The sequence below is a fragment of the Pantoea rwandensis genome (genome assembly GCF_002095475.1).
In the GTDB taxonomy this organism is placed as follows: Bacteria; Pseudomonadota; Gammaproteobacteria; order Enterobacterales; family Enterobacteriaceae; genus Pantoea; species Pantoea rwandensis.
In genome coordinates this window covers 29,488-53,541 of the sequence record NZ_MLFR01000032.1, presented here as the reverse complement: position 1 = coordinate 53,541, position 24,054 = coordinate 29,488, and the positions used below count along the sequence as shown (strand labels likewise).

The 24,054-nt window shown below is 53.0% G+C and carries 21 protein-coding genes and 2 pseudogenes; 16 read left to right on the top strand and 7 right to left on the bottom strand.

The features are described from left to right. Positions 1 to 381: 381 nt before the first annotated feature. The 3 genes and pseudogenes from HA51_RS22710 to yeiP form a co-directional block, all read right to left on the bottom strand. Complete coding sequence (locus HA51_RS22710; protein WP_084937137.1) at positions 382 to 1,089, bottom strand: phosphatase PAP2 family protein; 708 nt, start codon at positions 1,087 to 1,089, stop codon at positions 382 to 384. A 44-nt stretch (positions 1,090 to 1,133) separates the two neighbouring features. Beyond that, positions 1,134 to 2,109 (bottom strand): annotated as a pseudogene (locus HA51_RS22705) (CobW family GTP-binding protein). 93 nt (positions 2,110 to 2,202) lie between these two features. Then, on the bottom strand, positions 2,203 to 2,775 hold the full coding sequence (yeiP, locus tag HA51_RS22700; RefSeq protein WP_084937134.1) for an elongation factor P-like protein YeiP: 573 nt from the start codon (positions 2,773 to 2,775) through the stop codon (positions 2,203 to 2,205). Between the two features lie 153 nt (positions 2,776 to 2,928). On the opposite strand from yeiP, the gene HA51_RS22695 reads away from it, so the two are divergent. The 4 genes and pseudogenes from HA51_RS22695 to fruA all read left to right on the top strand — a co-directional run bounded on the left by HA51_RS22695 (position 2,929) and on the right by fruA (position 7,238). Beyond that, complete coding sequence (locus tag HA51_RS22695) at positions 2,929 to 3,183, top strand: YkgJ family cysteine cluster protein (RefSeq protein ID WP_084937131.1); 255 nt, start codon at positions 2,929 to 2,931, stop codon at positions 3,181 to 3,183. 279 nt (positions 3,184 to 3,462) lie between these two features. Continuing rightward, positions 3,463 to 4,593 (top strand): fused PTS fructose transporter subunit IIA/HPr protein, encoded by a 1,131-nt coding sequence (fruB, locus tag HA51_RS22690; protein WP_084937125.1) that lies wholly within the window; start codon positions 3,463 to 3,465, stop codon positions 4,591 to 4,593. After that, positions 4,590 to 5,527: pseudogene (gene fruK, locus HA51_RS22685) on the top strand (1-phosphofructokinase). The gene fruB and the pseudogene fruK overlap by 4 nt, the downstream one beginning before the upstream one ends. A 16-nt stretch (positions 5,528 to 5,543) precedes the next feature. Next, positions 5,544 to 7,238 (top strand): PTS fructose transporter subunit IIBC, encoded by a 1,695-nt coding sequence (gene fruA / locus HA51_RS22680; RefSeq protein ID WP_084937123.1) that lies wholly within the window; start codon positions 5,544 to 5,546, stop codon positions 7,236 to 7,238. A gap of 51 nt (positions 7,239 to 7,289) precedes the next feature. Here fruA and nfo read toward each other — a convergent pair whose 3' ends face one another. Next, the gene (gene nfo, locus HA51_RS22675; RefSeq protein WP_084937120.1) at positions 7,290 to 8,135 is read right to left on the bottom strand and encodes a deoxyribonuclease IV; all 846 of its coding nucleotides are present in this window, start codon (positions 8,133 to 8,135) and stop codon (positions 7,290 to 7,292) included. Positions 8,136 to 8,320: 185 nt separating this feature from the next. On the opposite strand from nfo, the gene HA51_RS27030 reads away from it, so the two are divergent. The 6 genes from HA51_RS27030 to HA51_RS22645 all read left to right on the top strand — a co-directional run bounded on the left by HA51_RS27030 (position 8,321) and on the right by HA51_RS22645 (position 13,729). Continuing rightward, complete coding sequence (locus HA51_RS27030; protein ID WP_139810724.1) at positions 8,321 to 8,662, top strand: hypothetical protein; 342 nt, start codon at positions 8,321 to 8,323, stop codon at positions 8,660 to 8,662. A 94-nt stretch (positions 8,663 to 8,756) separates the two neighbouring features. After that, positions 8,757 to 9,134, top strand: a complete 378-nt coding sequence (locus HA51_RS22665; protein ID WP_084937115.1) for a YkvA family protein — start codon at positions 8,757 to 8,759, stop codon at positions 9,132 to 9,134. A 9-nt stretch (positions 9,135 to 9,143) separates the two neighbouring features. Continuing rightward, positions 9,144 to 10,010 (top strand): DNA-binding transcriptional regulator YeiE, encoded by an 867-nt coding sequence (gene yieE / locus HA51_RS22660; protein WP_084937112.1) that lies wholly within the window; start codon positions 9,144 to 9,146, stop codon positions 10,008 to 10,010. 137 nt (positions 10,011 to 10,147) lie between these two features. Beyond that, the gene (locus HA51_RS22655; protein ID WP_084937109.1) at positions 10,148 to 11,614 is read left to right on the top strand and encodes an amino acid permease; all 1,467 of its coding nucleotides are present in this window, start codon (positions 10,148 to 10,150) and stop codon (positions 11,612 to 11,614) included. A 247-nt stretch (positions 11,615 to 11,861) separates the two neighbouring features. Next, positions 11,862 to 12,941, top strand: a complete 1,080-nt coding sequence (locus tag HA51_RS22650; protein ID WP_084937107.1) for a FecCD family ABC transporter permease — start codon at positions 11,862 to 11,864, stop codon at positions 12,939 to 12,941. Then, a complete protein-coding gene (locus tag HA51_RS22645) occupies positions 12,941 to 13,729 on the top strand; it encodes an ABC transporter ATP-binding protein (RefSeq protein ID WP_084937104.1) in 789 nt (262 codons plus the stop codon). Before HA51_RS22650 ends, HA51_RS22645 begins: the two co-directional genes overlap by 1 nt. A gap of 68 nt (positions 13,730 to 13,797) precedes the next feature. On the opposite strand, the gene fghA is transcribed toward HA51_RS22645, so the two are convergent. The 3 genes from fghA to ptrR are packed head-to-tail and all read right to left on the bottom strand — an operon-like array spanning position 13,798 to position 16,737. Then, positions 13,798 to 14,640 (bottom strand): S-formylglutathione hydrolase, encoded by an 843-nt coding sequence (gene fghA / locus HA51_RS22640; RefSeq protein WP_084937101.1) that lies wholly within the window; start codon positions 14,638 to 14,640, stop codon positions 13,798 to 13,800. Between the two features lie 12 nt (positions 14,641 to 14,652). Then, positions 14,653 to 15,777 carry an S-(hydroxymethyl)glutathione dehydrogenase/class III alcohol dehydrogenase gene (locus HA51_RS22635; protein WP_084937098.1) on the bottom strand — a complete coding sequence of 375 codons (1,125 nt, stop codon included), beginning with the start codon at positions 15,775 to 15,777 and terminating at the stop codon, positions 14,653 to 14,655. Between the two features lie 48 nt (positions 15,778 to 15,825). After that, on the bottom strand, positions 15,826 to 16,737 hold the full coding sequence (ptrR, locus tag HA51_RS22630) for a putrescine utilization regulator PtrR (RefSeq protein ID WP_084937095.1): 912 nt from the start codon (positions 16,735 to 16,737) through the stop codon (positions 15,826 to 15,828). 104 nt (positions 16,738 to 16,841) lie between these two features. Between ptrR and HA51_RS22625 the strand changes: the two genes are divergently transcribed. The 6 genes from HA51_RS22625 (at position 16,842) to mglA (ending at position 24,050) form a co-directional block, all read left to right on the top strand. Continuing rightward, positions 16,842 to 17,972 (top strand): YbfB/YjiJ family MFS transporter, encoded by a 1,131-nt coding sequence (locus HA51_RS22625; RefSeq protein ID WP_084937092.1) that lies wholly within the window; start codon positions 16,842 to 16,844, stop codon positions 17,970 to 17,972. A 125-nt stretch (positions 17,973 to 18,097) separates the two neighbouring features. Then, positions 18,098 to 18,763, top strand: coding sequence for a GTP cyclohydrolase I FolE (folE, locus tag HA51_RS22620; protein ID WP_084937089.1), 666 nt, complete (start codon positions 18,098 to 18,100; stop codon positions 18,761 to 18,763). 52 nt (positions 18,764 to 18,815) lie between these two features. Further along, positions 18,816 to 19,976: a DUF418 domain-containing protein YeiB gene (gene yeiB, locus HA51_RS22615; protein WP_084937086.1), complete on the top strand. Its 1,161-nt coding sequence runs from the start codon at positions 18,816 to 18,818 to the stop codon at positions 19,974 to 19,976. 142 nt (positions 19,977 to 20,118) lie between these two features. Further along, positions 20,119 to 21,159: an HTH-type transcriptional regulator GalS gene (galS, locus tag HA51_RS22610; RefSeq protein ID WP_084937084.1), complete on the top strand. Its 1,041-nt coding sequence runs from the start codon at positions 20,119 to 20,121 to the stop codon at positions 21,157 to 21,159. 304 nt (positions 21,160 to 21,463) lie between these two features. Beyond that, positions 21,464 to 22,459 (top strand): galactose/glucose ABC transporter substrate-binding protein MglB, encoded by a 996-nt coding sequence (gene mglB / locus HA51_RS22605; protein ID WP_084937081.1) that lies wholly within the window; start codon positions 21,464 to 21,466, stop codon positions 22,457 to 22,459. 70 nt (positions 22,460 to 22,529) lie between these two features. Further along, positions 22,530 to 24,050 (top strand): galactose/methyl galactoside ABC transporter ATP-binding protein MglA, encoded by a 1,521-nt coding sequence (gene mglA / locus HA51_RS22600; RefSeq protein WP_084937078.1) that lies wholly within the window; start codon positions 22,530 to 22,532, stop codon positions 24,048 to 24,050. The last annotated feature ends 4 nt before the right edge of the window (positions 24,051 to 24,054 follow it).

The window sequence follows — 24,054 nt, the reverse complement described above, 5'->3', positions numbered from 1 at the left end:
TCATAAGGCACCGAATTTTATGCTGCGCTCTTAGTAATCGGATTTGAGGTTAACCGATTACAGACCGCGTGGCGAGTGCTTTTATATAAATTTTTATAGGTTTTAATGATGTGAAATCAATCCGTAACACAATGGCTACTTTATCATCAATTGGTCGCGATTTAAGGGCTAATTAGCCGTAATAATGGACGCCAATTCAGGCGCTAAGGCTGATTTTAAGAGGGTTCTGGCTGGACAATATGAGAAAAGAGCTATTGTTACTGATTTTTTATCATAATGTTTTCTTTTAATAGAAAAACGTTAGCATGCTAATAATGTATTTTGGGATTCGATAAGCGCGGATGATCGACTTTTTTTGTTATTGTCATCCGCGCTTCACAATTATGTGCGGGGCTTATGTTTCCCTGGCAGCGCGCGATAGAGCCAATTCACCAATTTATCGCTGGCGGGGGTTAATAACCACCAGCTTAATCCCACCAGAATCACGGAAAGCGATCCGACAGCAATATCCGTAAACCAGTGCGCACCGGCCATAACACGCGGTAGAGAGAAGACCACCACAATCACCATGCCCATCAGGAAGGCGCGGAAGCCAAAATAACGCCACATAAAGCAGGCAAAAATAATCAGCATCATGCCGTGATCGCCGGGGAAGCTATTGCTGGATGCATCTTTGGCTGGAATACCGGTCAGCTCACTCACACGATGGACGTTTTCAAAAAACAGCGTCGGGCTGGCATGTTGAACAGGAATCAAATGACCCAATTGATTGAGCACCACGGCGGTAAGCAGCATGGCGATACCAATGGCTAACATACGACGTCGCCCCTGCGGTGTTTCGCGGCGCCAGAACCACAGGTACAGCAGTCCCATTGCTAATAGTGAGACCGCGTCAAAACCGCGGAAATTGGTGATGGCCACCAGCAAGGCGAAGCCAGGATGGTCAACCATTTGGTTATTGAAGCCAAAGAAGATCGCTTTATCGAGACCAAACCAAAATCCATGATCCGGCGGCAGATACCAGGAAAAGAACAGTACCAAACCCAGTACATTCAGCAGCAGGATGGTAATTAAACGAGACGCGCGCATAAAAAATAAACTCTAAAAGAAAATAACGGGGCAACCTAACGCAGCTAATCTAAACGAATCTTCAACAAAGTTGTTTGCAAAACGTTCCAGTTAACGGGTTGATAGTGGATTAACTCAATGCGACTGTCCGGTGGTGTAGTGGTCCGCGTTTCCATAAAGAAGTCATCACCTTGGCGATTGATGTTGACCAGACCATCTGGTGTCCGTAGTACGCCCTTAACGCGGTCCACTGGTGCAAGCCGCGCCCACTCTAGTGCGGGGATGGTATCAAAGACCGTATCGCCATCGAAAATCCAGCCACAGGAAGCATATCCCTGGCCTTCATTCAACGCGCGTCGCCAGCGAGCAGAACCCTCAAGTTTTAAGGCGGCTAAGCCTTGAGGCCGTGAAGCGTGGTGGTGATGTTTTGCATCAGGAACCGCACGATCCGTCAACGCTGGCTGGCACAAAAGAGCGGGATCGATGTTCCCCCACGCCGATTCAACCAGCTGGCGATCGCCGAGATGCTGCTGCTGCCAAGCTTGGAGAAGCTGACGGTCATCGTCGCTCCAGCGATCGCTCTTGGTGGCAACGACAATATCAGCCGCAGTGAGTTGATCGCGGAAGTTTTTCATTTGTTGTCACACGTGCATCAGCAAGTTGGTGAGGATCAAGCAGCGTGAGCGTGGCATCAAGTTGAATCCAGGGTTGATAAACCGCAGCGCGCAGCATGTTGATCAGCTGTTTGGGATGGCCAAGGCCTGTGGGTTCAATGATCAGACGGTCGGGTTTGGCCTGCTTTAACAGCATGTTCAACCCTACCTGCAGCGGCAGTCCGTTAACGCAGCACATACAGCCGCCGGGGATCTCTTTTAGCGTGGCACCACGATCGGCGAGCAACGCGCCGTCAATGCCAATCTCGCCAAACTCGTTGACCAGAATCGCCCAATTCTCATCGGCCGGTTTGTGGTTTAACAGATGCAGCAACGTGGTGGTTTTTCCGCTGCCGAGAAATCCGGTTATTACATTAACGCGCGTCATTACAGGCTCCATTTTAGCGCGCGGAATAGGGTTCCGGCGCGCACGACATTGTTACACTATAACAATCATCGGCGGCCGGACAAAATCGCGTGTCTAATCCGCGCGACTCATATAACGACGTTCAGCAATATGGATACGAATGCGATCGCCATTGCTTAAATATTCGGGCACCTGAATGGACAGTCCGGTACTCATGCCAGCCGGTTTAGTGCGTGCGCTAGCGGAAGCCCCTTTAATGCCGGGTGACGTGTCCACAATTTCCATATCAACCGTCTGCGGCAGTTCCAGCGCCAGAACCTGTCCATCCATTGTTAGCACCTGAATGCCTGGGATGCCGCCCTCTGGGATAAATAGCAGCTCTTCTTCAATCTGGTCTTTCTTGAAGCTATAAGGCGTGTAATCTTCATCATCCATAAACACGTATTCGTCACCATCTATATAAGAGAAGGTGACCGCGCGTCGGCTCAACTGGATGGCATCAATAATATCGTCGCCTTTAAATCGCTCTTCGACTTTCAGACCGGTGCGGACATCGGTAAAACGCATCTTATATAAGGTTGCGGCACCGCGAGCACTTGGACTTTGCACATCAATGTCTTTCACCAGCAACAGTTTGCCGTTCCAGGTGACGGCCATCCCTTTTTTGATTTCATTTGCCTTTGGCATGGTGTGTAACTCGCTTAGAGAGGGTTAATGCGCGCCACGTTACTCGCGCCACGAAAAACAGGCAAGTGAGCCGATGTAAAATTGTTGCACGTGTAATGGCATTCCCCACGCCGGGCTGCTATTGTCGCGACGAATTGCCAGCAGGAGCGCATGATGTTTTGTCGTGACCAGTGCGGTGCCTGTTGCACAGCCCCCTCAATCTCTTCCCCGATCCCCGGTATGCCATATGGCAAACCGGCCAATACCCGCTGCGTTCAACTTGACGAACTTCAGCGCTGTAAAATCTTTGGTTCACCCGAGCGTCCAGCAGTCTGTGCCGGGTTGCAGCCCAGCGCCGAGATGTGTGGCAACAGCCGTGATGCTGCGATGATTTTTTTGCTCACGCTCGAAGCAGACACCGCCCCCTGAGTTGCTGCTGACAGTTTGCTGACGCCATTGGCTAAATTTGCCGTCGTGTTACAGCAAAACCGTCAGCTTTCAGGGGATGAAAAATCCTAAATCCCATCTGAAATGTGCGGAACGTCAAAAATATGCTACGCCGATTGCGCATTTTCTTGCCTGCTTTACGTTGCTGTACCATATTTCCTGAAACGTTTCAGCGTTGTCATTGCGGCTTGGTTCGCAATGCGCAGCGTAATTTTTCGCCATTGAGCTGAAACGATTCAATTTCAGCAAGCGAGGAGAAATATGTTCCAGCTCGAAGTTCAGGCCATTCATATCGGCGCCAATGCACAGAATAAAGAAGAGGCCATCCGTCAGGTTGCGGCAGCACTGACAGCAGCCGGCAACGTATCGGAAGGCTATGTCAATGGCATGCTGGCGCGTGAACAGCAGACCACCACATTCCTGGGTAATGGCATCGCCATTCCTCATGGCACGACCGATACGCGCGATCTGGTGCTGAAAACCGGTGTTCAGGTCTATCAATTCCCGCAAGGCGTGGATTGGGGTGACGGCCAAACGGCTTACATTGCCATTGGTATTGCGGCGAAGTCAGATGAACATCTCGCCTTGCTGCGTCAACTGACTCATGTCTTGAGCGATGACAGCATTGCCGAGCAGTTGAAGACCGCTTCAGTAGAAGATTTACGCGCTCTGCTGATGGGTGAAAAGCAAGCTGCTGAATTCAAGTTTGATACTTCCTTGATTGCCGTGGATGTGGCGGCCAGCGATCTCATCACTTTACAGGCACTCAACGCAGGTCGTTTACAGGCCGCTGGTGCGGTTGAAGCCGCTTTTGTGGCGGATGTCGTCTCAAATGCACCGTTGAGTCTGGGGCAGGGCATCTGGCTGAGCGACAGTGCTAACGGCAACCTGAACAGTGCCGTGGCTGTGAGCCGGACTGCCGCTCCGTTTGTGCATCAGGGTGAATCTGTCGCACTGCTGGTCACGGTTGCGGCAGCGGATGAACGTCCACTTGAGGTGCTGGGTTACCTGAGCAACCTGCTGTTAAACAACAAAGCTGACCGACTGCTGAAAGCGGATGCCGCGGGCATTCTGGCGCTGTTGACCAGCGAAGTCGATGAAGCCGCTGACCAGTTGACCGCAGAGTTCACCATTCGTAACGAGCACGGGCTGCATGCACGTCCTGGCACGGCGTTGGTGACCGTGATTAAACAGTTTAACAGCGATATTACTGTGACGAACCTTGATGGCAGCGGTAAGCCGGCTAATGGGCGCAGCCTGATGAAAGTGGTGGCGCTGGGTGTGAAAAAAGGCCACCGCCTGCGCTTTACTGCCAGTGGTGAAGATGCACAGCAGGCGTTGAACGCGATTGAAGAAGCCATCAACGCGGGTCTGGGTGAGGGGGTCGCATGAGCCGCCGTGTTGCAACCATTACCCTGAATCCTGCCTATGATCTGGTGGGTTATACGCCAGAAGTTGAGCGGGGTGAAGTCAACCTGGTGAAAACCACTGGTCTGCATGCTGCAGGTAAAGGAATCAACGTTGCCAAGGTGCTGAAAGATCTTGGTATCGACGTCACCGTGGGTGGATTCCTGGGCAAAGAGAACCAGGATGGCTTCCAGCAGCTGTTCAGTGAACTGGGGATCGCTAACCGCTTTCAGGTGGTGCAGGGTCGTACGCGCATCAACGTGAAGCTGACGGAAAAAGACGGTGAAGTTACCGATCTGAATTTCTCCGGCTTCAATGTCACTGCGCAGGACTGGGACCGCTTTACCGCAGATTCTCTGACCTGGCTAGGACAGTTTGACATGGTGTGTGTCAGCGGCAGTTTGCCCGCCGGTGTTGCGCCAGAAGCCTTTACCAAATGGATGAGCGACCTGCGTACGCTCTGCCCATGCATCATTTTTGACAGCAGTCGCGAAGCGCTGGTTGCCGGTTTGAAAGCCGCACCTTGGTTGGTGAAACCGAACCGTCGCGAGCTGGAAATCTGGGCCGATCGCAAATTGCCAACACTGCAAGATGTGATTGAGCTGCGCATGAATTGCGTGAGCAGGGCATAGCCCATGTGGTGATTTCTCTTGGTGCTGAAGGTGCACTGTGGGTTAACGCCTCAGGCGAATGGATCGCCAAACCGCCAGCCTGTGAAGTGGTGAGCACGGTGGGTGCAGGGGATTCAATGGTCGGCGGCCTAATTTATGGCTTGCTGATGCGCGAATCCAGCGAGCACACCTTACGTCTTGCCACCGCTGTAGCCGCGATGGCGGTTAGTCAGAGCAATGTTGGCGTTACCGACCGTACCCAGTTGGCCGCGATGATGGCGCGTGTTGACTTAAAACCCGTTAACTAACAGCAGGAGAGCGATAATGAAAACGCTGCTGATAAAAGATTCTTCACTGGGATTGGCATCAGGACACTTAGCCTTAGAACGTCTGCGCGCAACCGCAGCACAAGCGGGCCTGACGCTGACCGATAATGCAACCGATGCTGAGCTGGTATTGGTTGCGGGCCATAACGTGCCGAATGATGCACCGTTGGCTGGTAAAAATGTGGCGTTAGTGGATGTGCAGCAGGCGCTGCGCGATCCGTTGGCGGCGATCAATCAGGCTAAGGCCAACGCAAAAGTCTGGCAATCGGCGGCCGCTGTTGTTGCACCCGCTGCCGTACAAAGCACAGGCCCGAAACGTATCGTCGCAGTGACCGCTTGCCCAACTGGCGTGGCGCACACCTTTATGGCCGCTGAGGCCATTCAGGCTGAAGCGACGAAACGCGGCTGGTGGGTGAAAGTTGAAACCCGCGGTTCAGTGGGTGCAGGCAATGCCATCACACCAGAAGAAGTGGCGGCTGCCGATCTGGTGATCGTGGCTGCGGATATCGATGTGGACCTGGCAAAATTCGCCGGTAAGCCGATGTATCGCACCTCAACCAGTCTGGCACTCAAGAAAACCGCGCAGGAACTGGATAAAGCGCAGGCTGAAGCGAAAACCTATCAGCCAAGCGGCAACGCCTCTGCCAGCACCCAGAGCGATAGCAAAGAGAAAGCCGGTGCCTATCGTCACCTGCTGACGGGCGTGTCCTACATGCTGCCGATGGTGGTGGCGGGCGGCTTGAGCATTGCGCTCTCCTTCGCCTTTGGTATCACGGCATTTAAAGAGCAGGGCACCTTAGCGGCTGCACTGATGCAAATCGGTGGCGGCAGTGCGTTTGCGCTGATGGTGCCGGTGTTAGCAGGCTTTATTGCCTTCTCGATTGCGGACCGCCCGGGTCTAACGCCAGGTCTGATCGGCGGTATGATTGCCACCAGCATTAACGCCGGTTTTCTTGGCGGGATCATCGCCGGTTTCATTGCGGGTTATGCTGCGAAGATGCTGAGCAGCAAAGTTAAACTGCCGCAAAGTATGGAAGCGCTGAAACCGATTTTGATTATTCCGTTAGTCGCCAGTTTGATTACAGGTTTGCTGATGATCTACGTGGTGGGCAAACCGGTGGCAGGCATCATGAGCGGCCTGACGCATTGGCTGGCGAACATGGGTACTGCTAATGCGGTTCTGCTGGGCGCGATCCTCGGTGGCATGATGTGTACCGACATGGGTGGTCCAGTGAACAAAGTGGCTTACGCCTTTGGTGTCGGCCTGCTAAGCTCGCAAACCTACGCGCCGATGGCAGCGATCATGGCAGCCGGGATGGTGCCACCGTTAGCGATGGGTCTGGCAACGATTGTGGCACGTCGTAAGTTCAACAAGGGTCAGCAGGAAGGCGGTAAAGCAGCGCTGGTACTGGGTCTGTGCTTCATCTCTGAGGGGGCGATTCCGTTCGCGGCTCGTGACCCAATGCGTGTGCTGCCTTGCTGCATCATTGGCGGTGCAGTGACCGGTGCGATCTCCATGGCGATTGGCGCGAAACTGATGGCACCGCATGGTGGTCTGTTCGTGCTGTTGATTCCAGGCGCAATTACCCCGGTGCTGGGTTACCTGATGGCGATTGTGATTGGTACTGCGGTGGCTGGCTTGGGCTACGCGATTCTGAAACGTCCGGAAGAAGAGTTGGCGAAAGCAGCTTAATCTTCACTGGATATGAAAAAGGGAGCTTCGGCTCCCTTTTTGCTGTCTGCGTTACGCTTTTTGTTCTGACTTCAACCACGCAATTTCATCTTTCCAGATATCCGGATTAATGGTCTCCAGAATCATCGGGATGCCGTCGAAACGCTTATCCTTCATCAGCCAGCTAAATACCGTCTTGCCAATATTGCCTTCACCCAAACTGTGGTGGCGGTCGACGCGACTTCCTAAGGTACTTTTAGCATCATTCAGATGCATGCCACGCAGATACTGGAATCCCACGATGCGTTCGAACTCGCTAAAGGTTTCGACGCAGGCTTCTTCAGTTCGCAAATCATAACCACCAGCAAACGCGTGGCAGGTATCGATGCACACACCCACGCGTGATTTATCTTCCACATGTTCAATGATGGTGGCGAGGTGCTCGAAACGGAAACCGAGATTACTGCCCTGACCCGCGGTATTTTCAATCACCGCCACGACATTGTGGGTCTGATCCAGTGCGATATTGATTGATTCGGCGATGCGCTTCAGGCACGCCTCTTCCTCAATCTGCTTTAAATGGCTGCCAGGGTGGAAATTCAGCAGCGTTAGCCCAAGCTGTTCGGCGCGCTGCATCTCATCGAGAAACGCATCGCGTGACTTTTCCAGGGCTTCCATAACCGGATGGCCAAGGTTAATCAGATAGCTGTCATGCGGCAGAATCTGGGCTGAGGTGAAGTTGTATTTCTCACAGGCCGTTTTGAAAGCATCAATGACTTCACCGGAAAGCGGCGCAGCTTTCCATTGGCGTTGATTTTTCGTAAACAGCGCAAAGGCTGTGGCTTCGAGTTCATGGGCACGGATAACTGCCTGGTCTACGCCGCCAGATGCACTGACGTGTGCGCCGATATATTTCATGCCGCTCTCCTGATTGGGCGATTGCTGCTGCAAAGGCCACATCATAGCGGATGCGATAACACCATGAAATGTTGCATTACCCTTGGGGCTAAAAACGGCACGACAAAACACCTACCAAAAATGGCAGGTGAAATTTTTCACAAGTTAACTATAGTTTAACAAATTAGTTTCATTTAACTATAAACATGAAAACAGCCTATAGAAGTACATTTGATACTGCTTTGCAGCCTGAAAACTCTAATGCAATCCATAAGATAACTTTAGGTAAAATGAAAGATGTCACCCTTTTTTATAATGGAAACGGTGCAGTAGGCTTTACCCTCGCCGTCCCTGAAACGGACAACTCTTTGGTACATTTTTATCGTTATGGTGTTAATCACAGCGATCCGAAGAAATTGTATCGGTCCGAATGCCTCTATTCCCGTCGGGAAAACTTTGGCTATCAAGACTGGCTCATTCGTACCATCACTGATGAGTTCACTGCGTGTGATTCCGAACTGGAACAGTTGATTGGTATGAAGTCCTGATCTCTGCGACATCCTAAACGGGCCTGACTGGTTTAATCGCTAAATTGATAATATATTAGCGACTAACCAGAATAAGTAATAAGGACGGGCAGGGATGTTCATGCGTTTACGCCGTTGGGCACGGCTCATTAAACGTGATGTATTGACGTTGTGGTTCGCTTGCCGCGATCCGCGCACGCCTTGGTGGTTTAAGCTGATGGCGTTCAGCATCGTCGCCTACGCGCTGAGTCCTATCGATCTTATCCCTGATTTCATTCCCATCATTGGTTTACTGGATGACGCCATTATCGTCCCGCTGGGCGTCATTATTTTGCTGCGATTATTACCGCGTGAAATCCGCATTAGCAGTGCGGAGCGTGCCGAGGTACAGCGTGCACGTGGCCAGAAAATCGTGAGCTGGGCCGGATTTGGCCTCACGGTCATTATTTGGTTGGCGGTAGTGATTTATCTTGTGAAGCGATACGCAATGTAAGGAGGGCGCATGCATATTACATTGCGTCAGATTGAAGTTTTTACCGAAGTGCTGAAAAGCGGTTCGACCACCCAAGCCTCGCAGGTCCTGTCCCTGTCACAGTCGGCAGTGAGTGCGGCGCTGGCAGACCTGGAAAATCAACTGGGCGTTCAGTTATTTGATCGTGTAGGAAAACGATTGGTTCTGAACGAGCATGGTCGCTTACTTTATCCGCGCGCCGTCGGGTTACTGGAGCAGGCTGGAGAGATCGAACAGCTGTTCAAAGAGGATAACGGTGCCATCCGCGTGTTTGCGAGCAGTACCATTGGCAGCTATCTGCTGCCGGGGATGATTGCCGCCTATCGCCGTGATTTTCCTACGCTGCCGCTGGAGCTCAGTGTTGGCAACAGCCAGGATGCCATTACCGCCGTGGCAGATTTTCGTGTCGATATAGGCCTGATTGAAGGGCCCTGCCATGAGCCAGATATCATCAGTGAGGCGTGGCTGGAAGATGAATTAGTGGTCTTTGCCGCCCCCGATGCTGAGATTCTGCAGCAGCCAGTCACGCTGCAAACCCTGGCGGCCGCACCCTGGATCTTACGTGAGCGGGGTTCAGGCACACGTGAAATCGTTGATTACTTGTTGCTTTCACACTTGCCGCAATTTCAACTGGGCATGGAGTTGGGTAACTCCGAGGCGATAAAACATGCAGTACGACATGGCATGGGGATCAGCTGTTTATCGCGCCGCGTGATCAGCGATTTGCTGGAGGTGGGCACACTTGTTGAGGTGGCTGTACCCTTGCCACGCCTGACGCGCACGCTGTATCGCATCCACCACCGGCAGAAGCATTTGTCGAAAGCGTTGAGCCGTTTTCTCTCCTATTGCCGTGAGTAATCACGGCTCTTACTACGCCATCGGCTAATAATTTTGCGTCGATTATGAAGGTAACTAATAACCCGCAGTGAATGCTATACAGCTTGGGGTTAGCTGCTACAATCGCGCCTTATTTTTATCCAGCATAGCGTTTACACATGCATAATGACTCAAAAACAACACAACAACCTGGGCTGCGCCGTGAATTAAAAGCGCGCCATCTCACCATGATCGCCATTGGCGGTTCCATCGGCACCGGCCTGTTTGTCGCCTCGGGCGCCACCATTTCTCAGGCAGGTCCCGGCGGTGCGTTACTTTCTTACGCGTTGATCGGCCTGATGGTTTACTTCCTGATGACCAGCCTGGGCGAATTGGCGGCTTTTATGCCGGTATCGGGCTCCTTCGCCACTTACGGCTCCAAATACGTTGAAGAAGGTTTCGGCTTCGCGCTGGGCTGGAACTACTGGTACAACTGGGCGGTCACCATTGCGGTCGATCTCGTGGCCTCGCAGCTGGTCATGAACTATTGGTTCCCCGACACGCCAGGCTGGATTTGGAGTGCCTTGTTCCTGTGCCTGATGTTCCTGCTTAACTACATCTCGGTAAAAGGCTTCGGCGAAGCGGAATATTGGTTCTCACTGATCAAAGTTGTCACCGTGGTCATCTTTATCGTGGTCGGCGTACTGATGATCACCGGTATCATGCGTGGCGCAGAAAATGCGGGCTGGCATAACTGGACGGTTGGCGATGCACCGTTCGCCGGCGGCTTTGCTGCAATGATTGGCGTGGCGATGATCGTGGGCTTCTCTTTCCAGGGCACTGAATTGATCGGTATCGCGGCGGGTGAATCACAAGACCCAGCGAAAAATATCCCGCGTGCCGTGCGTCAGGTGTTCTGGCGTATTCTGTTGTTCTATATCTTCGCGATTTTAATTATCAGCTTGATTCTGCCGTACACCGATCCGAAATTGCTGCATAACGATGTCACGGATATCGCTATCAGTCCGTTCACGCTGGTGTTCCAGAATGCCGGTTTGCTGTCTGCAGCCGCAGTAATGAACGCGGTTATCCTGACAGCCGTGTTGTCGGCGGGTAACTCAGGCATGTATGCCTCGACGCGTATGCTGTTCAATCTGGCACGTGAAGGAAAAGCACCGCGTATCTTTGGCAAGCTGTCGAAAGGCGGTGTGCCGCGTAACGCGCTGATTGCCACTACCGTAGTGGCTGGCCTCTGCTTTCTGAGTTCAAAATTTGGTAATCAGGAAGTCTATTTGTGGTTGCTGAATACCTCAGGTATGACCGGCTTTATCGCCTGGTTGGGTATTGCTATCAGCCATTATCGTTTCCGCCGTGGTTACGTTGCGCAGGGGCTGAATTTGGCCGATCTGCCATATCGTTCCGGTTTCTTCCCACTGGGTCCGATTTTCGCCTTCGTGCTGTGTCTGATCATCACACTGGGCCAGAACTATCAGGCGTTCCTGCAGGATCGCATTGACTGGTATGGCGTCGCGGCGACCTATATTGGCATTCCTTTGTTCCTGCTGATTTGGCTGGGCTACAAACTGGTTCGTGGCTCGCGCTGGGTTAAGTACAGCGAAATGGAATTCCCCACGTTTAAAGAGTAATACCGCGTCCAGGTCGCCATAAATGGCGACCCTACCCCCCCCGTAGTGCGCATTTATGCGCACCTGGCCGAAAACCGCAGAATTCTAATGACGCATTTATGCGCACCTGGCCGAAAACCGCCTAATTTCAATGACACGTCTACACGCCCCTACTTTTTGGGCTTTGTCACACAGATATAATTGATAATTATTATCACCTGCACTATTGTGGCTGCCGTTATGATTTCGACAAGAAACAGGTAGAACAATGCAGACCACGGACACCGTGCTTGTGGCGGAAAATAGCCATCAAGCCGATACAATGACACGCTACCGTCAGGTACTGCGTCAGCGCCTGATGCTGATTGGCGTACTGGTGCTGGCGATACTGGCTTCAGTTATCCTCGATTTCACCCTTGGCCCGGCCGGGCTCTCCCTTGATACCTTGTGGCAAACGCTCACTCACCCTGATGCGGTTGATGCCGGTACGCGCGTCATTGTCTGGGACATTCGCTTGCCGTACGCGCTGATGGCCGTCGTGGTGGGATTCTCGCTGGGTCTGGCGGGTGCCGAGATGCAAACTATCCTTAATAACCCCTTAGCGAGTCCATTTACGCTGGGCGTTTCTTCAGCGGCGGCTTTCGGTGCGGCGTTGGCGATCATTCTGGGTATCGGTATTCCAGGTGTGCCGGATCAGTGGTTTATCTCCGCGAATGCCTTTATCTTCGCGCTGTTCGCTGCATTGATGCTGGATGGCGTGACGCGCTGGACCAAAGTCTCAACCTCTGGCGTGGTGCTGTTTGGTATTGCGCTGGTGTTCACCTTTAACGCGCTGGTCTCCATGATGCAGTTCATCGCCAGTGAGGATACCTTACAAGGTCTGGTGTTCTGGACGATGGGCAGCCTGGCGCGTGCCTCGTGGGAAAAACTGGGCGTGCTGACAGCGGCCTTTGCCATTTTGGTGCCATTCTCGATGCTGAGTAGCTGGAAACTCACCGCGTTGCGCCTCGGCGAAGATCGTGCGGTAAGCTTTGGTATTGATGTGCGTCGCCTGCGTCTGGCAACACTGCTGCGTATCAGTATTTTGTCGGCATTGGCTGTGGCCTTTGTGGGGCCGATTGGCTTTATCGGCTTGGTTGCGCCACATATCGCACGCATGATGTTTGGTGAAGATCATCGCTACTATCTGCCCGCCAGTGCGTTGACTGGTGCGCTGGTGTTGTCGCTGGCGTCGGTGGCCTCGAAGAACTTGATTCCAGGTGTGATCATCCCCGTCGGCATTGTGACTTCGCTGGTGGGCGTGCCCTTCTTCCTGAGTATTATTTTGCGTCATCGGGGGACGGTGTAATGGAACAGGGATTACGTCTCAGCCATTTCTACGCCGGTTATCCGAAGCGTAAAGTTATTGAAGATCTTAACGTACCTGAACTGCCGCGCGGCAAAATTACCGTGTTGCTGGGCCCCAACGGCTGCGGTAAATCCACACTGTTGCGTGCGCTAGCCGGGTTGAGCAAAGGGCAGGGCGAGCTGTGGCTGAATGGCGAAGAGCTGATGTCGCAGCCGTTTGCACGCCGGGCTCAGCGTGTGGTGTATCTGCCGCAGAGTTTGCCAGCGGGTGTGCACTTACATGTGCTGGAGTCGATTATTGTGGCGCAACGCGCGTCCGGTGGTTTGCACAGTGCATCAAGTGAAGCCGAAATCATGAGTCTGCTGGAGCAGCTCGGTATCGCCCACCTCGCAATGCGTTATTTGGATCAACTCTCCGGCGGACAGAAGCAATTGGTGGGCTTGGCGCAATCGCTGATTCGTCGCCCGGAACTGCTGTTGCTGGATGAACCGCTGAGCGCACTTGACCTGAACTATCAGTTCCACGTCATGGATTTGGTGCGCCGTGAAACGCGCTTACGCAATATCGTGACGGTGGTGGTGGTGCATGACATCAACATCGCACTGCGTCATGCCGATCATGCGTTGATGCTGAAAGATGGCGGGTTACTGGCTGACGGTGCGCCGTCACAGGTGATTACGCCTGAAACGCTAGCACAGGTCTACGGCGTGCGAGGCCGCATTGAGCACTGCTCGCAGGGCATGCCACAAGTGATGATCGATGGGCTAGTGGCGGAGTCGCTGGTTTAAAACTCGTCTTATCATCAGGATTCTACAAGGGCGGCCTTGATTCAGGCCGCCCTTTTTTTCAAAACGAACTACACCAATAAATGCTTCGCGTGGAAGCGCAGATGGTCTTCTACAAAGCTGGCGATAAAGAAGTAGCTGTGGTCGTAACCCGGCTGAACGCGCAGCTCCAGCGGGAAACCTTGCTCACGCGCGACCGCTTCTAGTCGATCCGGGCGCAGCTGATCGGCAAGGAACTGATCGCTATCGCCCTGATCGATCAGAATCGGCAAGCGCTGTTCCACTTCGCGCATCAGCAGGCAACTGTCCCATTCGCGCCAGGTCTGGCGGTCTTCCCCCAAATAGGCTGCGAAGGCTTTCTGTCCCCACGGCACTTCCGTTGGATTAACGATCGGTGCAAACGCCGATGCCGATGCAAAACGTCCACCGAGACGCAGCGCCAGCACCAGCGCGCCATGGCCGCCCATCGAATGGCCCATCACGGATTGACGATCGCTCACCTTGAAGTTATCCGCCATCAGCGCCGGTAACTCCTCGCTAAGATAATCGAACATACGATAGTGTGCCGCCCAAGGCTGTTGCGTGGCGTTGAGGTAAAAGCCCGCGCCCTGACCCAAGTCATAACCGCTATCGTTAGCGACACTATCACCACGCGGGCTGGTGTCCGGCATAATCAGCACCAAACCCAACTCGGCGGCCACGCGTTGCGCACCGGCTTTGGTGGTGAAGTTTTCGTCGGTACAGGTCAATCCGGCGAGAAACCATACCACCGGCGGTGGCGAGTCATCCTGCGGCGGCGGCAGGAAAATGCTGAAGGTCATTGGACAGTTCAGCACCTGAGACTGATGACGCCAGCGCTGTTGCCAGCCGCCAAAAATACGATGTTCTTCCAGCAGCTCCAAAGTGGATGCCATAACGCCTCCTGATTACTTATTAAAATGCACCACCGAACGGATCGATTTCCCTTCATGCATCAGATCAAAGGCGTCGTTAATCTCTTCCAAAGGCATGGTGTGAGTGATGAAGTCATTCAATGCAAACTTACCATCAAGATAATCCTGCACAATGCCAGGCAACTGGGTGCGGCCTTTAACGCCACCAAATGCAGAGCCACGCCATACGCGACCGGTCACCAGCTGGAATGGACGGGTTGAGATCTCTTCACCCGCACCGGCTACGCCGATAATCACTGACTCGCCCCAGCCCTTGTGGCAGCACTCCAGTGCGGAACGCATCACGTTGACGTTACCGATACACTCAAAGGAGTAGTCGACGCCGCCATCGGTCAGCTCAACAATCACATCCTGAATCGGCTTGTCGTAATCTTTCGGGTTGATCAGATCGGTGGCGCCTAATTTACGCGCCAAATCGAACTTGCTGGTGTTCAGGTCGATACCGATGATGCGACCGGCTTTCGCCATTTTCGCGCCAATAATCGCTGACAAACCGATGCCGCCCAGACCGAAGATGGCCACGGTGTCGCCTTCTTTAACTTTGGCGGTATTCATCACGGCACCCATGCCGGTAGTCACGCCGCAGCCCAGCAGACATACTTCTTCCAGTGGCGCTTCTTTGCTGATCACCGCCAGTGAAATTTCCGGCACCACAGTGTACTCAGAGAAGGTTGAGGTACCCATGTAGTGGAAGATCGGCTTGCCGTCTTTAAAGAAACGGGTGGTGCCGTCTGGCATTAGACCTTTGCCTTGAGTAGAGCGGATCGCCTGACACAAGTTAGTTTTGCCAGACAGACAGAACTTACATTTGCCGCACTCTGGGGTATACAGCGGGATCACGTGATCGCCGACCGCCACGCTGGTGACACCTTCGCCGATTGCTTCCACCACGCCACCGCCTTCGTGGCCGAGGATTGCCGGGAACACGCCTTCAGGGTCTTTGCCTGACAAGGTATAGGCATCGGTGTGGCACACGCCGGTAGCGACGATGCGAACCAGCACTTCGCCTTTCTGCGGTGGCATCAGATCCACTTCTTCGATTTTCAGCGGTTCGCCAGCTGCCCAGGCAACGGCCGCGCGGGTTTTAATCATGTTCATGCGGTCTCTCTTCCTATAGATGTCGTGATTCAATACAAGTTAAAAAGCTCACTCAGCGGTTTGCAGCGGATGCAGCAATTCATCATTGAGCGGGCGGTCGTCAAACATTTCGATGATCAGGTACTTCAACGCTTCAACGTTCGGCGTAAAGGCATCGCGGCGCCACATCAACCACGTGGCGGTGTCGCTGTAAGCGGGCGGCAAGATATGTTCCTGCACGCGCGCGCGTCCGGGCATTTGTGCCAGCACCGAGGCGGGGATCATCGCTACCCCCGCACCACCGGCCACGCACGCCACCATGGCGTGATAAGACTGAATCTCCATCACGCTCTTGGGCGAGGTTTGGCATTCGCGATACCAGGATTCCAGTTTGGTGCGGTACGAGCAGCTATTGCCAAAGGCAAACAGCGTGTCGTTTTGCGTATCGCGCGCGCTGTCAATCGGGCCGTGATCAAGACTAGTGATTAACACCATCTCTTCGCGGAAGGCGATGCAGCCATTGAGATCGTCATGAGTCGCCGGGCCGTCCACTAACGCAGCGGCCAGCGTACCTGCGCGTACTTTATCGATAATATCGCCGGAGGTGCCGGTCACCAGCGATAGCGCCACGCTGGGAAATCGTTGATGATAGGCAGCCAACAAGCCGGGCAGCCGCGTGGCCGCGGTGCTTTCCATCGAACCAAAAGCAAAATTGCCGCCAGGTTCGCCAGCGCGTGCCATATTCAGCGCTTCGTCACTCAGGCTGAGAATGCGTTGGGCGTAGTTGAGAAAATTGTGGCCCATCGGTGACAGGCGGATGCGCTGCTTCTCACGGATAAACAGATCAACGCCAATCTCTTCTTCTAACTGGCGTAGACGGGTTGTCAAATTAGAAGGCACGCGATGCAGCACTTCTGCGGCGCGTGCCAGCGAACCGGTCTCGGCCACAGAACAGAACATGCGGAGTTGTACTAAATCCATATTCTCTTTCCGTAAACAACTTGGTTAATATTATTCACTTTTCGTGAGTTTAAACGTCATGCATGCTGCTGACAAGTGTTAATAGAATTTGAACCGGAGTTCGAATGGCGTTTCGTGTCGCGCTGAGCGCATTTTTAAGTTTAGTGGTTGCCATGGGGATTGGGCGATTTGCTTTCACACCACAGGTGCCGTTGATGATTCAGGAGCATCAATTGACCCTGACCAGTGCCAGTCTGGTGGCCGCACTCAACTATCTCGGTTATTTGTGCGGCTCCTTTGATGCAATGCGCGCAAGTCAACGCGTGGAGTGGCGTTTACAAGCGGGTGTGTGGGGCGCGGTAATACTGACGCTGCTCTCTGCCGGTGTGAGCGGGCCATGGCTGCATGGTCTTATCCGTTTCCTGATTGGCTGTGCGAGTGGTTGGGCGCTGGTGCTGATAGCCGCGTGGAGCAATGAGCAACTGCTGCATCATGGGCGTCCGGGACTGTCGGCGGCGGTATTTGCCGGTCCCGGTACCGGCATTTTCATCAGTGGCATGCTGGCGGTGGTGCTGCATGCCACGGGTGCTAGCGCAGCGTTTGCCTGGGCGGCATACGGTTTGCTGGCATTGGTTTTCATTGCCCTGATTGCCCGCTTTTTACCCCGCAGCGGGCAACTGCATCGTCCTGACCAGGCACCTGCGCCTTTGGTGTTAAACGGCGATTTGAAGCGTCTGGTATTGAGTTACAGTCTGGCGGGCTTTGGATACATTCTACCGGCCACGTTTTTATCGCAGATGACAGCGGCACGTTTCCCGGATAGCGCGTTGGCGCAGTTTGTCTGGCCGGTATTTGGCGGAGCCTCAGTTATCGGCATTGTGCTGGGCATCATGACTCGACGTTGGGGCAGCAGCCATCTGCGCCTCGCGATTGTGTTGTGGGCGCAGGCGGCGGGCGTGATTGCTGCAATTGTGCTTCCGGGACTGAATGGCCTGTTGATAGGCGCGCTATTGGTGGGCGGTGGCTTTCTGTGCGTAGTGCAGTTGGCTCTGCAATATGGTCGTGAACTTGCACCGCATCATGCGCGCTACCTTGCCGGATTGCTGACCACCGGTTATGCGGTAGGGCAGTTGGGGGGGCCTTTGCTGTCGTGGATTTTCAGCCTGCTGTGGCACCGACTTGACCCAGCGCTATGGGTGGCTGGCGTAGGACTCATTCTGGCCGGCATACTGGTGCTGCGCCGTTCGCAACCATGAAAAGCTTTCATCTCCAATCGGATTGATTGCTGGATTAAGCGCGCGTTGTGTTTCACAATACGCGCTCAGAATTTCCCCCACAGGTTAAAACCTGTGGGCGCATCACCTGCCGGAGAAAGAGTACGATGAGCACCTTAAGTCAGGAAGCCGCCCTGGTTCACGAAGCGCTGCTGGCGCGTGGACTGGAAACACCGTTACGCGCCCCGGTGCGCGAAATGGATGACGAAACCCGCAAGCGTGAAATCGCCGGTCACATGACCCAAATCATGCAACTGCTGAATCTGGATCTGGAAGATGACAGCCTGATGGAAACACCGCATCGCATCGCTAAGATGTATGTGGATGAAATATTTTCCGGGCTGGATTATGCCAATTTCCCCAAAATCACCGTCATTGAAAATAAAATGAAGGTTGATGAGATGGTCACCGTGCGCGATATCACCCTGACCAGTACCTGCGAACACCATTTCGTGATTATTGACGGTAAAGCCACCGTTGCCTATATCCCCAAAGATAAGGTGATTGGCCTGTCGAAGATCAACCGCATTGTGCAGTTCTTTGCGCAGCGCCCACAGGTGCAAGAGCGCTTAACCCAGCAAGTGCTGGTGGCGCTGCAAACGCTGTTGGGTACCAATAATGTGGCAGTCTCGATTGATGCGGTGCACTATTGTGTCAAAGCGCGCGGTGTGAAAGATGCCACCAGCGCCACCACCACCACTTCACTGGGTGGTTTGTTCAAATCCAGCCAGAACACCCGCCAGGAGTTCCTGCGCGCGGTGCGTCACAGCTAGTTTCTTTGGGCGGCACATGGCCGCCCGTTTTCACTCTCCGTCAGGGCACTCGATGCAACGCTATCTCGCGCTGGATTTCATTCGTGGTTGCGCCATTCTGGGCATTTTGCTGCTCAACATTGTCGGTTTCGGCTTACCTTCAGCGGCGTATCTCAACCCAGCGTGGCAGGGCGATGTCTCCCTTTCTGATGCCTGGACTTGGGCGATGATGGATGGCCTGGCCCAGCTGAAATTCCTCACCTTATTTGCCTTACTCTTCGGTGCCGGTCTCTATTTGCAAACTCCACGCGGTAGCCGCTGGATGTCGGCACGTCTGACGTTGTTGGTGCTGCTGGGTTTCATTCATGCCGTCTTCTTTTGGGAAGGTGACATTCTGTTGGACTACGGCCTAATTGGGCTGATTATCTGGCGTATGTTGCGCGAAGTTCCTTCGGACAAGGCTTTGCTGCAAACCGGCGTACTGCTTTACCTGATCGGCTGCGGCGTGCTGTTGGTGTTCTGGAGCATTTCCAGTCCTGAACCGGGACGGTCGTGGATCCCCGGTGCTGCCGATATCGAGTATGAAAGCTACTGGAAGCTGCTCGGTGGTTGGGAGGCGGTGCAGAATCGCCTCGATCATCTCTCTTCAGGTTTAATGGCGCTCGCAGCACAGTATGGCTGGCAGCTAGCCGGATTGATGCTGATAGGTGCTGCATTGATGCGCAGCGGTTGGCTAAAAGGCGAATTCAGCGTGCAGCATTACCGCCGCTCGGCAGCGCTGCTTCTGACCATAGGTTGGTTGATTGCGATTCCCGGTATTGTGGCGCAGTGGCTGCTGGGTTGGGAATTTCGTTGGAGCGGGTTCTTCCTGCAACTGCCGCGCGATCTCGCCAGCCCGTTTATCAGTCTCGGTTATGCTGCGCTGTGCTTCGGCTACTGGCCGCAAATCGGCAATACCCGCTTCAGTTATGCCCTTCAATGCGTTGGCCGGATGGCGCTGAGTAACTACCTGTTACAGACACTGATATGCACCACGCTGTTCTATCGTTTCAATCTGTTCCTGAAATTTGATCGCCTGCATTTATTGGTCCTCGTCCCAGCGATCTGGTTGGTCAATATCTTGTTCTCCGTGATGTGGTTACGTTACTTCCCACAGGGGCCGATGGAGTGGATCTGGCGTAAGTTGACGCGCCTCGCCGCTGGAAAACCTGACGCTTCTCCACGCATCAGATAATGATGTTCATCACAAAGGTTGCAGATTTGTATGTAACCGTTTTCATCCGTGTGACGTGATTCACGCAGCTGAGCAAAATGCCCTGACAGAATAGCGCCGTTACGCGCTCGTCGCGCATTTTCATCCTCTGTGGAACAGCTGCATGATAACAATTCGAGATGTCGCCCGTCAGGCCGGTGTATCAGTAGCCACCGTGTCGCGTGTGCTCAACAACAGCAGTGCAGTCACCCCTGATACCCGTGAAGCCGTGCTGCATGCGGCAGAATCACTGGGCTATCGCCCCAATGCCAACGCACAAGCCTTAGCCACCCAAGTCAGCGACACCATCGGTGTGGTGGTGATGGACGTTTCCGATCCTTTCTTTGGCGCGCTTGTGAAGGCGGTAGACACCGTAGCGCAGCGCGTGCACAAACATGTGTTGATCAGCAACTCCTGGCATCAGGAAGAGAAAGAACGCCATGCAATTGAGGTGCTGATCCGCCAGCGATGTAACGCTTTGGTGGTGCACGCGAAAACGCTTTCAGACGCGGAATTGAGCCATTTTATGGATCAGGTTCCCGGTATGGTGTTGATAAATCGCACTATTACGGGTTATGAGCATCGCTGTGTCTGTCTCGATAATGTAACGGGATCACTGATGGCAACGCGCATGTTGTTACAACAGGGGCATCAACGCATCGGTTATCTCAGCTCCAGCCATCCTATTGAAGATGTCACGCAACGTCGTGAAGGCTGGCTGCAGGCCTTGTCAGAGCAGGGTATTCGCCCGCAAGAGTCGTGGATCGCCCATGGTGAACCGGACATGCAGGGCGGTGAAGCCGCAATGGTTGAGTTACTGGGGCGTAATCTGCACTTAACCGCTGTGTTTTCCTACTGTGACGGTATGGCAGCGGGGGCATTGACTGCGCTGAAGGACAATGGCATTCAGGTACCGCAACACTTCTCCATCATTGGTTTTGATGACATTCCTATTTCACGTTACACCGACCCACAGCTGACAACGGTGCGTTATCCTATTGTTTCTATGGCTAAATTAGCCACGGAGCTGGCGTTGAAAGGCGCGGCAGGTGAACTCGATCCTGAATCATCGCACTGTTTTATGCCGACATTAGTTCGCCGTCATTCCGTTGCCCAGCGGCAAATTGTGGAGTCGGTCACTAATTCGGGCGATAGCGCAGTGTAACCGTTTCCAATCTGTGATTACATTCACAGTTAATTAACATGGCGCTCACTATGATGGCAGCGTCTTACCGGACTGAAACATCATGTAACGCCGGGTTCTCCTTCTCCGGTCAGGTTTCAGTAGCCGATTGAAATAGTTCACAACACTCTTCAGGAAGCGTTTACGTACAGGGAAGTCAGGATTGCGATGGTGGCCCGGCTTTGCGTTACGCGTCCGCCCCATAAATGAGTTTGAACCGACTGCGCTGGTTGCCCGCAGGCAGCACAGCGCGATGATATGCCCTACATAAAAAACCGGAGATACCATGAATAAGAAGGTTTTCACGCTCACAGCAATGGTTGCCAGCATGATGTTTGGTGCAACTGCGCACGCCGCCGATACCCGCATTGGCGTGACAATTTATAAATATGACGACAACTTTATGTCTATGGTTCGCAAGGACATCGACAGCGAAGCCAAAAAACTGGGCGGCATTCAGTTGCTGATGAATGACTCGCAGAACAGCCAGTCTACTCAGAACGACCAAATTGACGTACTGATGGCCAAAGGCGTGAAAGCGTTGGCGATCAACCTGGTTGACCCAGCTGCTGCGGCAGTGGTGATCGACAAAGCGAAAGCGAACGATGTGCCAGTGGTGTTCTTCAACAAAGAACCGAACGCGAAAGTACTGGCTAGCTATCCGAAAGCCTACTACGTAGGAACTGACTCTAAAGAGTCTGGCATTATCCAGGCCAAGCTGATTGAGAAACACTGGAAAGCCACGCCAGCCTGGGATCTGAACAAAGATGGTCAGATTCAATATGCGCTGCTGAAAGGCGAGCCGGGTCACCCAGATGCAGAAGCACGTACCAAATACGTGATTGAAACGCTGAATGCTGATGGCTTTAAAACCCAGCAGCTGTCTATGGACACCGCCATGTGGGATACCGCTCAAGCTAAAGACAAAGTGGATGCATGGTTATCGGGTCCGAACGGCAACAAGATTGAAGTGATCATTGCTAACAACGATGCGATGGCGATGGGTGCGGTTGAAGCGTTGAAAGCGCATAACAAATCCAGCATTCCGGTGTTCGGTGTGGATGCACTGCCAGAAGCGTTGTCCTTGGTGAAATCCGGTGCGATGGCCGGTACCGTGTTGAACGATGCGGAAAACCAGGCGAAAGCCACCATTGATATCGCGAAGAACCTGGCGGATGGCAAAGAGCCTACTGCCGGCACTAACTTCAAGATGGAAAACAAAATCGTACGTGTTCCTTACGTACCAGTAGATAAAGAAAACCTGTCTCAGTTTGTGAAGTAATACGTACCGGGCGCGGCATGTCGCCGCGCCTTATTGCATCTGACCCACGTTTTATTTAGCCAGGTAAATTATGGCCAGTGAGAATCCGACCGCACAGCGTGAATATCTGCTGGAGATGACGAATGTCTCGAAATCATTTCCAGGGGTGAAAGCCTTAGATAATGTGAATTTGAAAGTGCGGCCGCACTCAGTCCATGCCTTAATGGGCGAAAACGGCGCCGGAAAATCCACATTATTAAAATGCCTGTTTGGTATTTATAAAAAGGATACGGGGAGCATCCTGTTTCAGGGTGAGGAAATTGATTATAAGAGTTCCAAAGAAGCGCTGGAAAATGGCGTCTCAATGGTGCATCAGGAATTAAACCTGGTATTGCAACGCAACGTGATGGATAACATGTGGCTTGGCCGTTATCCACGCAAAGGGGTGTTTGTCGATCAGGATAAAATGTATCGCGATACCAAAGCGATCTTTGATGAATTAGATATTGATATCGATCCGCGCGATAAAGTGGCCAATTTGTCTGTTTCGCAAATGCAGATGATTGAAATTGCCAAGGCATTCTCCTATAACGCGAAAATCGTTATCATGGATGAGCCGACCTCGTCGCTGACCGAAAAAGAAGTGAACCACCTGTTTACCATTATTCGTAAGCTGAAAGATCGTGGCTGCGGCATCGTGTATATCTCGCACAAGATGGAAGAGATCTTCCAGCTGTGTGATGAGATTACCATTTTGCGTGATGGACAGTGGATCGCCACCCAGCCACTCGAAGGGCTGGATATGGATAAGATCATCGCCATGATGGTCGGACGTTCATTGAATCAGCGCTTCCCCGACAAGACCAACGTGCCGGGCGAAACCATTCTTGAGGTGCGCCATTTAACCTCGTTACGTCAGCCGTCGATTCGCGATATTTCATTCGACCTGCGTAAAGGCGAAATTTTAGGCATTGCCGGTTTGGTGGGGGCTAAACGCACTGACATCGTGGAGACCTTGTTTGGTATTCGTGAGAAGTCTGGCGGTACCATTAAACTGCACGGTAAAGCCATTAATAACCACAGCGCCAATGAAGCCATTAACCACGGTTTTGCGCTGGTGACTGAAGAGCGTCGTTCGACCGGGATTTATGCTTATCTGGATATTGGTTTTAACTCGCTTATTTCTAATATCAAAAAGTATAAATCCAATATCGGTCTGCTCGACAATAAACGGATGAAAAGCGATACCCAATGGGTGATTGATTCGATGCGCGTGAAAACGCCGGGTCATCATACCCAAATCGGTTCGCTTTCCGGTGGTAACCAGCAGAAGGTTATTATTGGCCGCTGGTTATTAACTCAGCCAGAAATTCTGATGCTGGATGAACCGACGCGCGGTATTGACGTTGGGGCGAAATTCGAAATTTATCAGCTGATTTCTGAGCTGGCGAAGAAAGAGAAGGGCATCATTATTATCTCTTCTGAAATGCCAGAATTGCTGGGAATTACCGATCGTATTTTAGTGATGAGTAATGGCCTGGTAGCGGGCATTGTCGAGACCAAAACGACCTCGCAGAATGAAATCCTGCGTTTAGCGTCATTACACCTTTAATGAA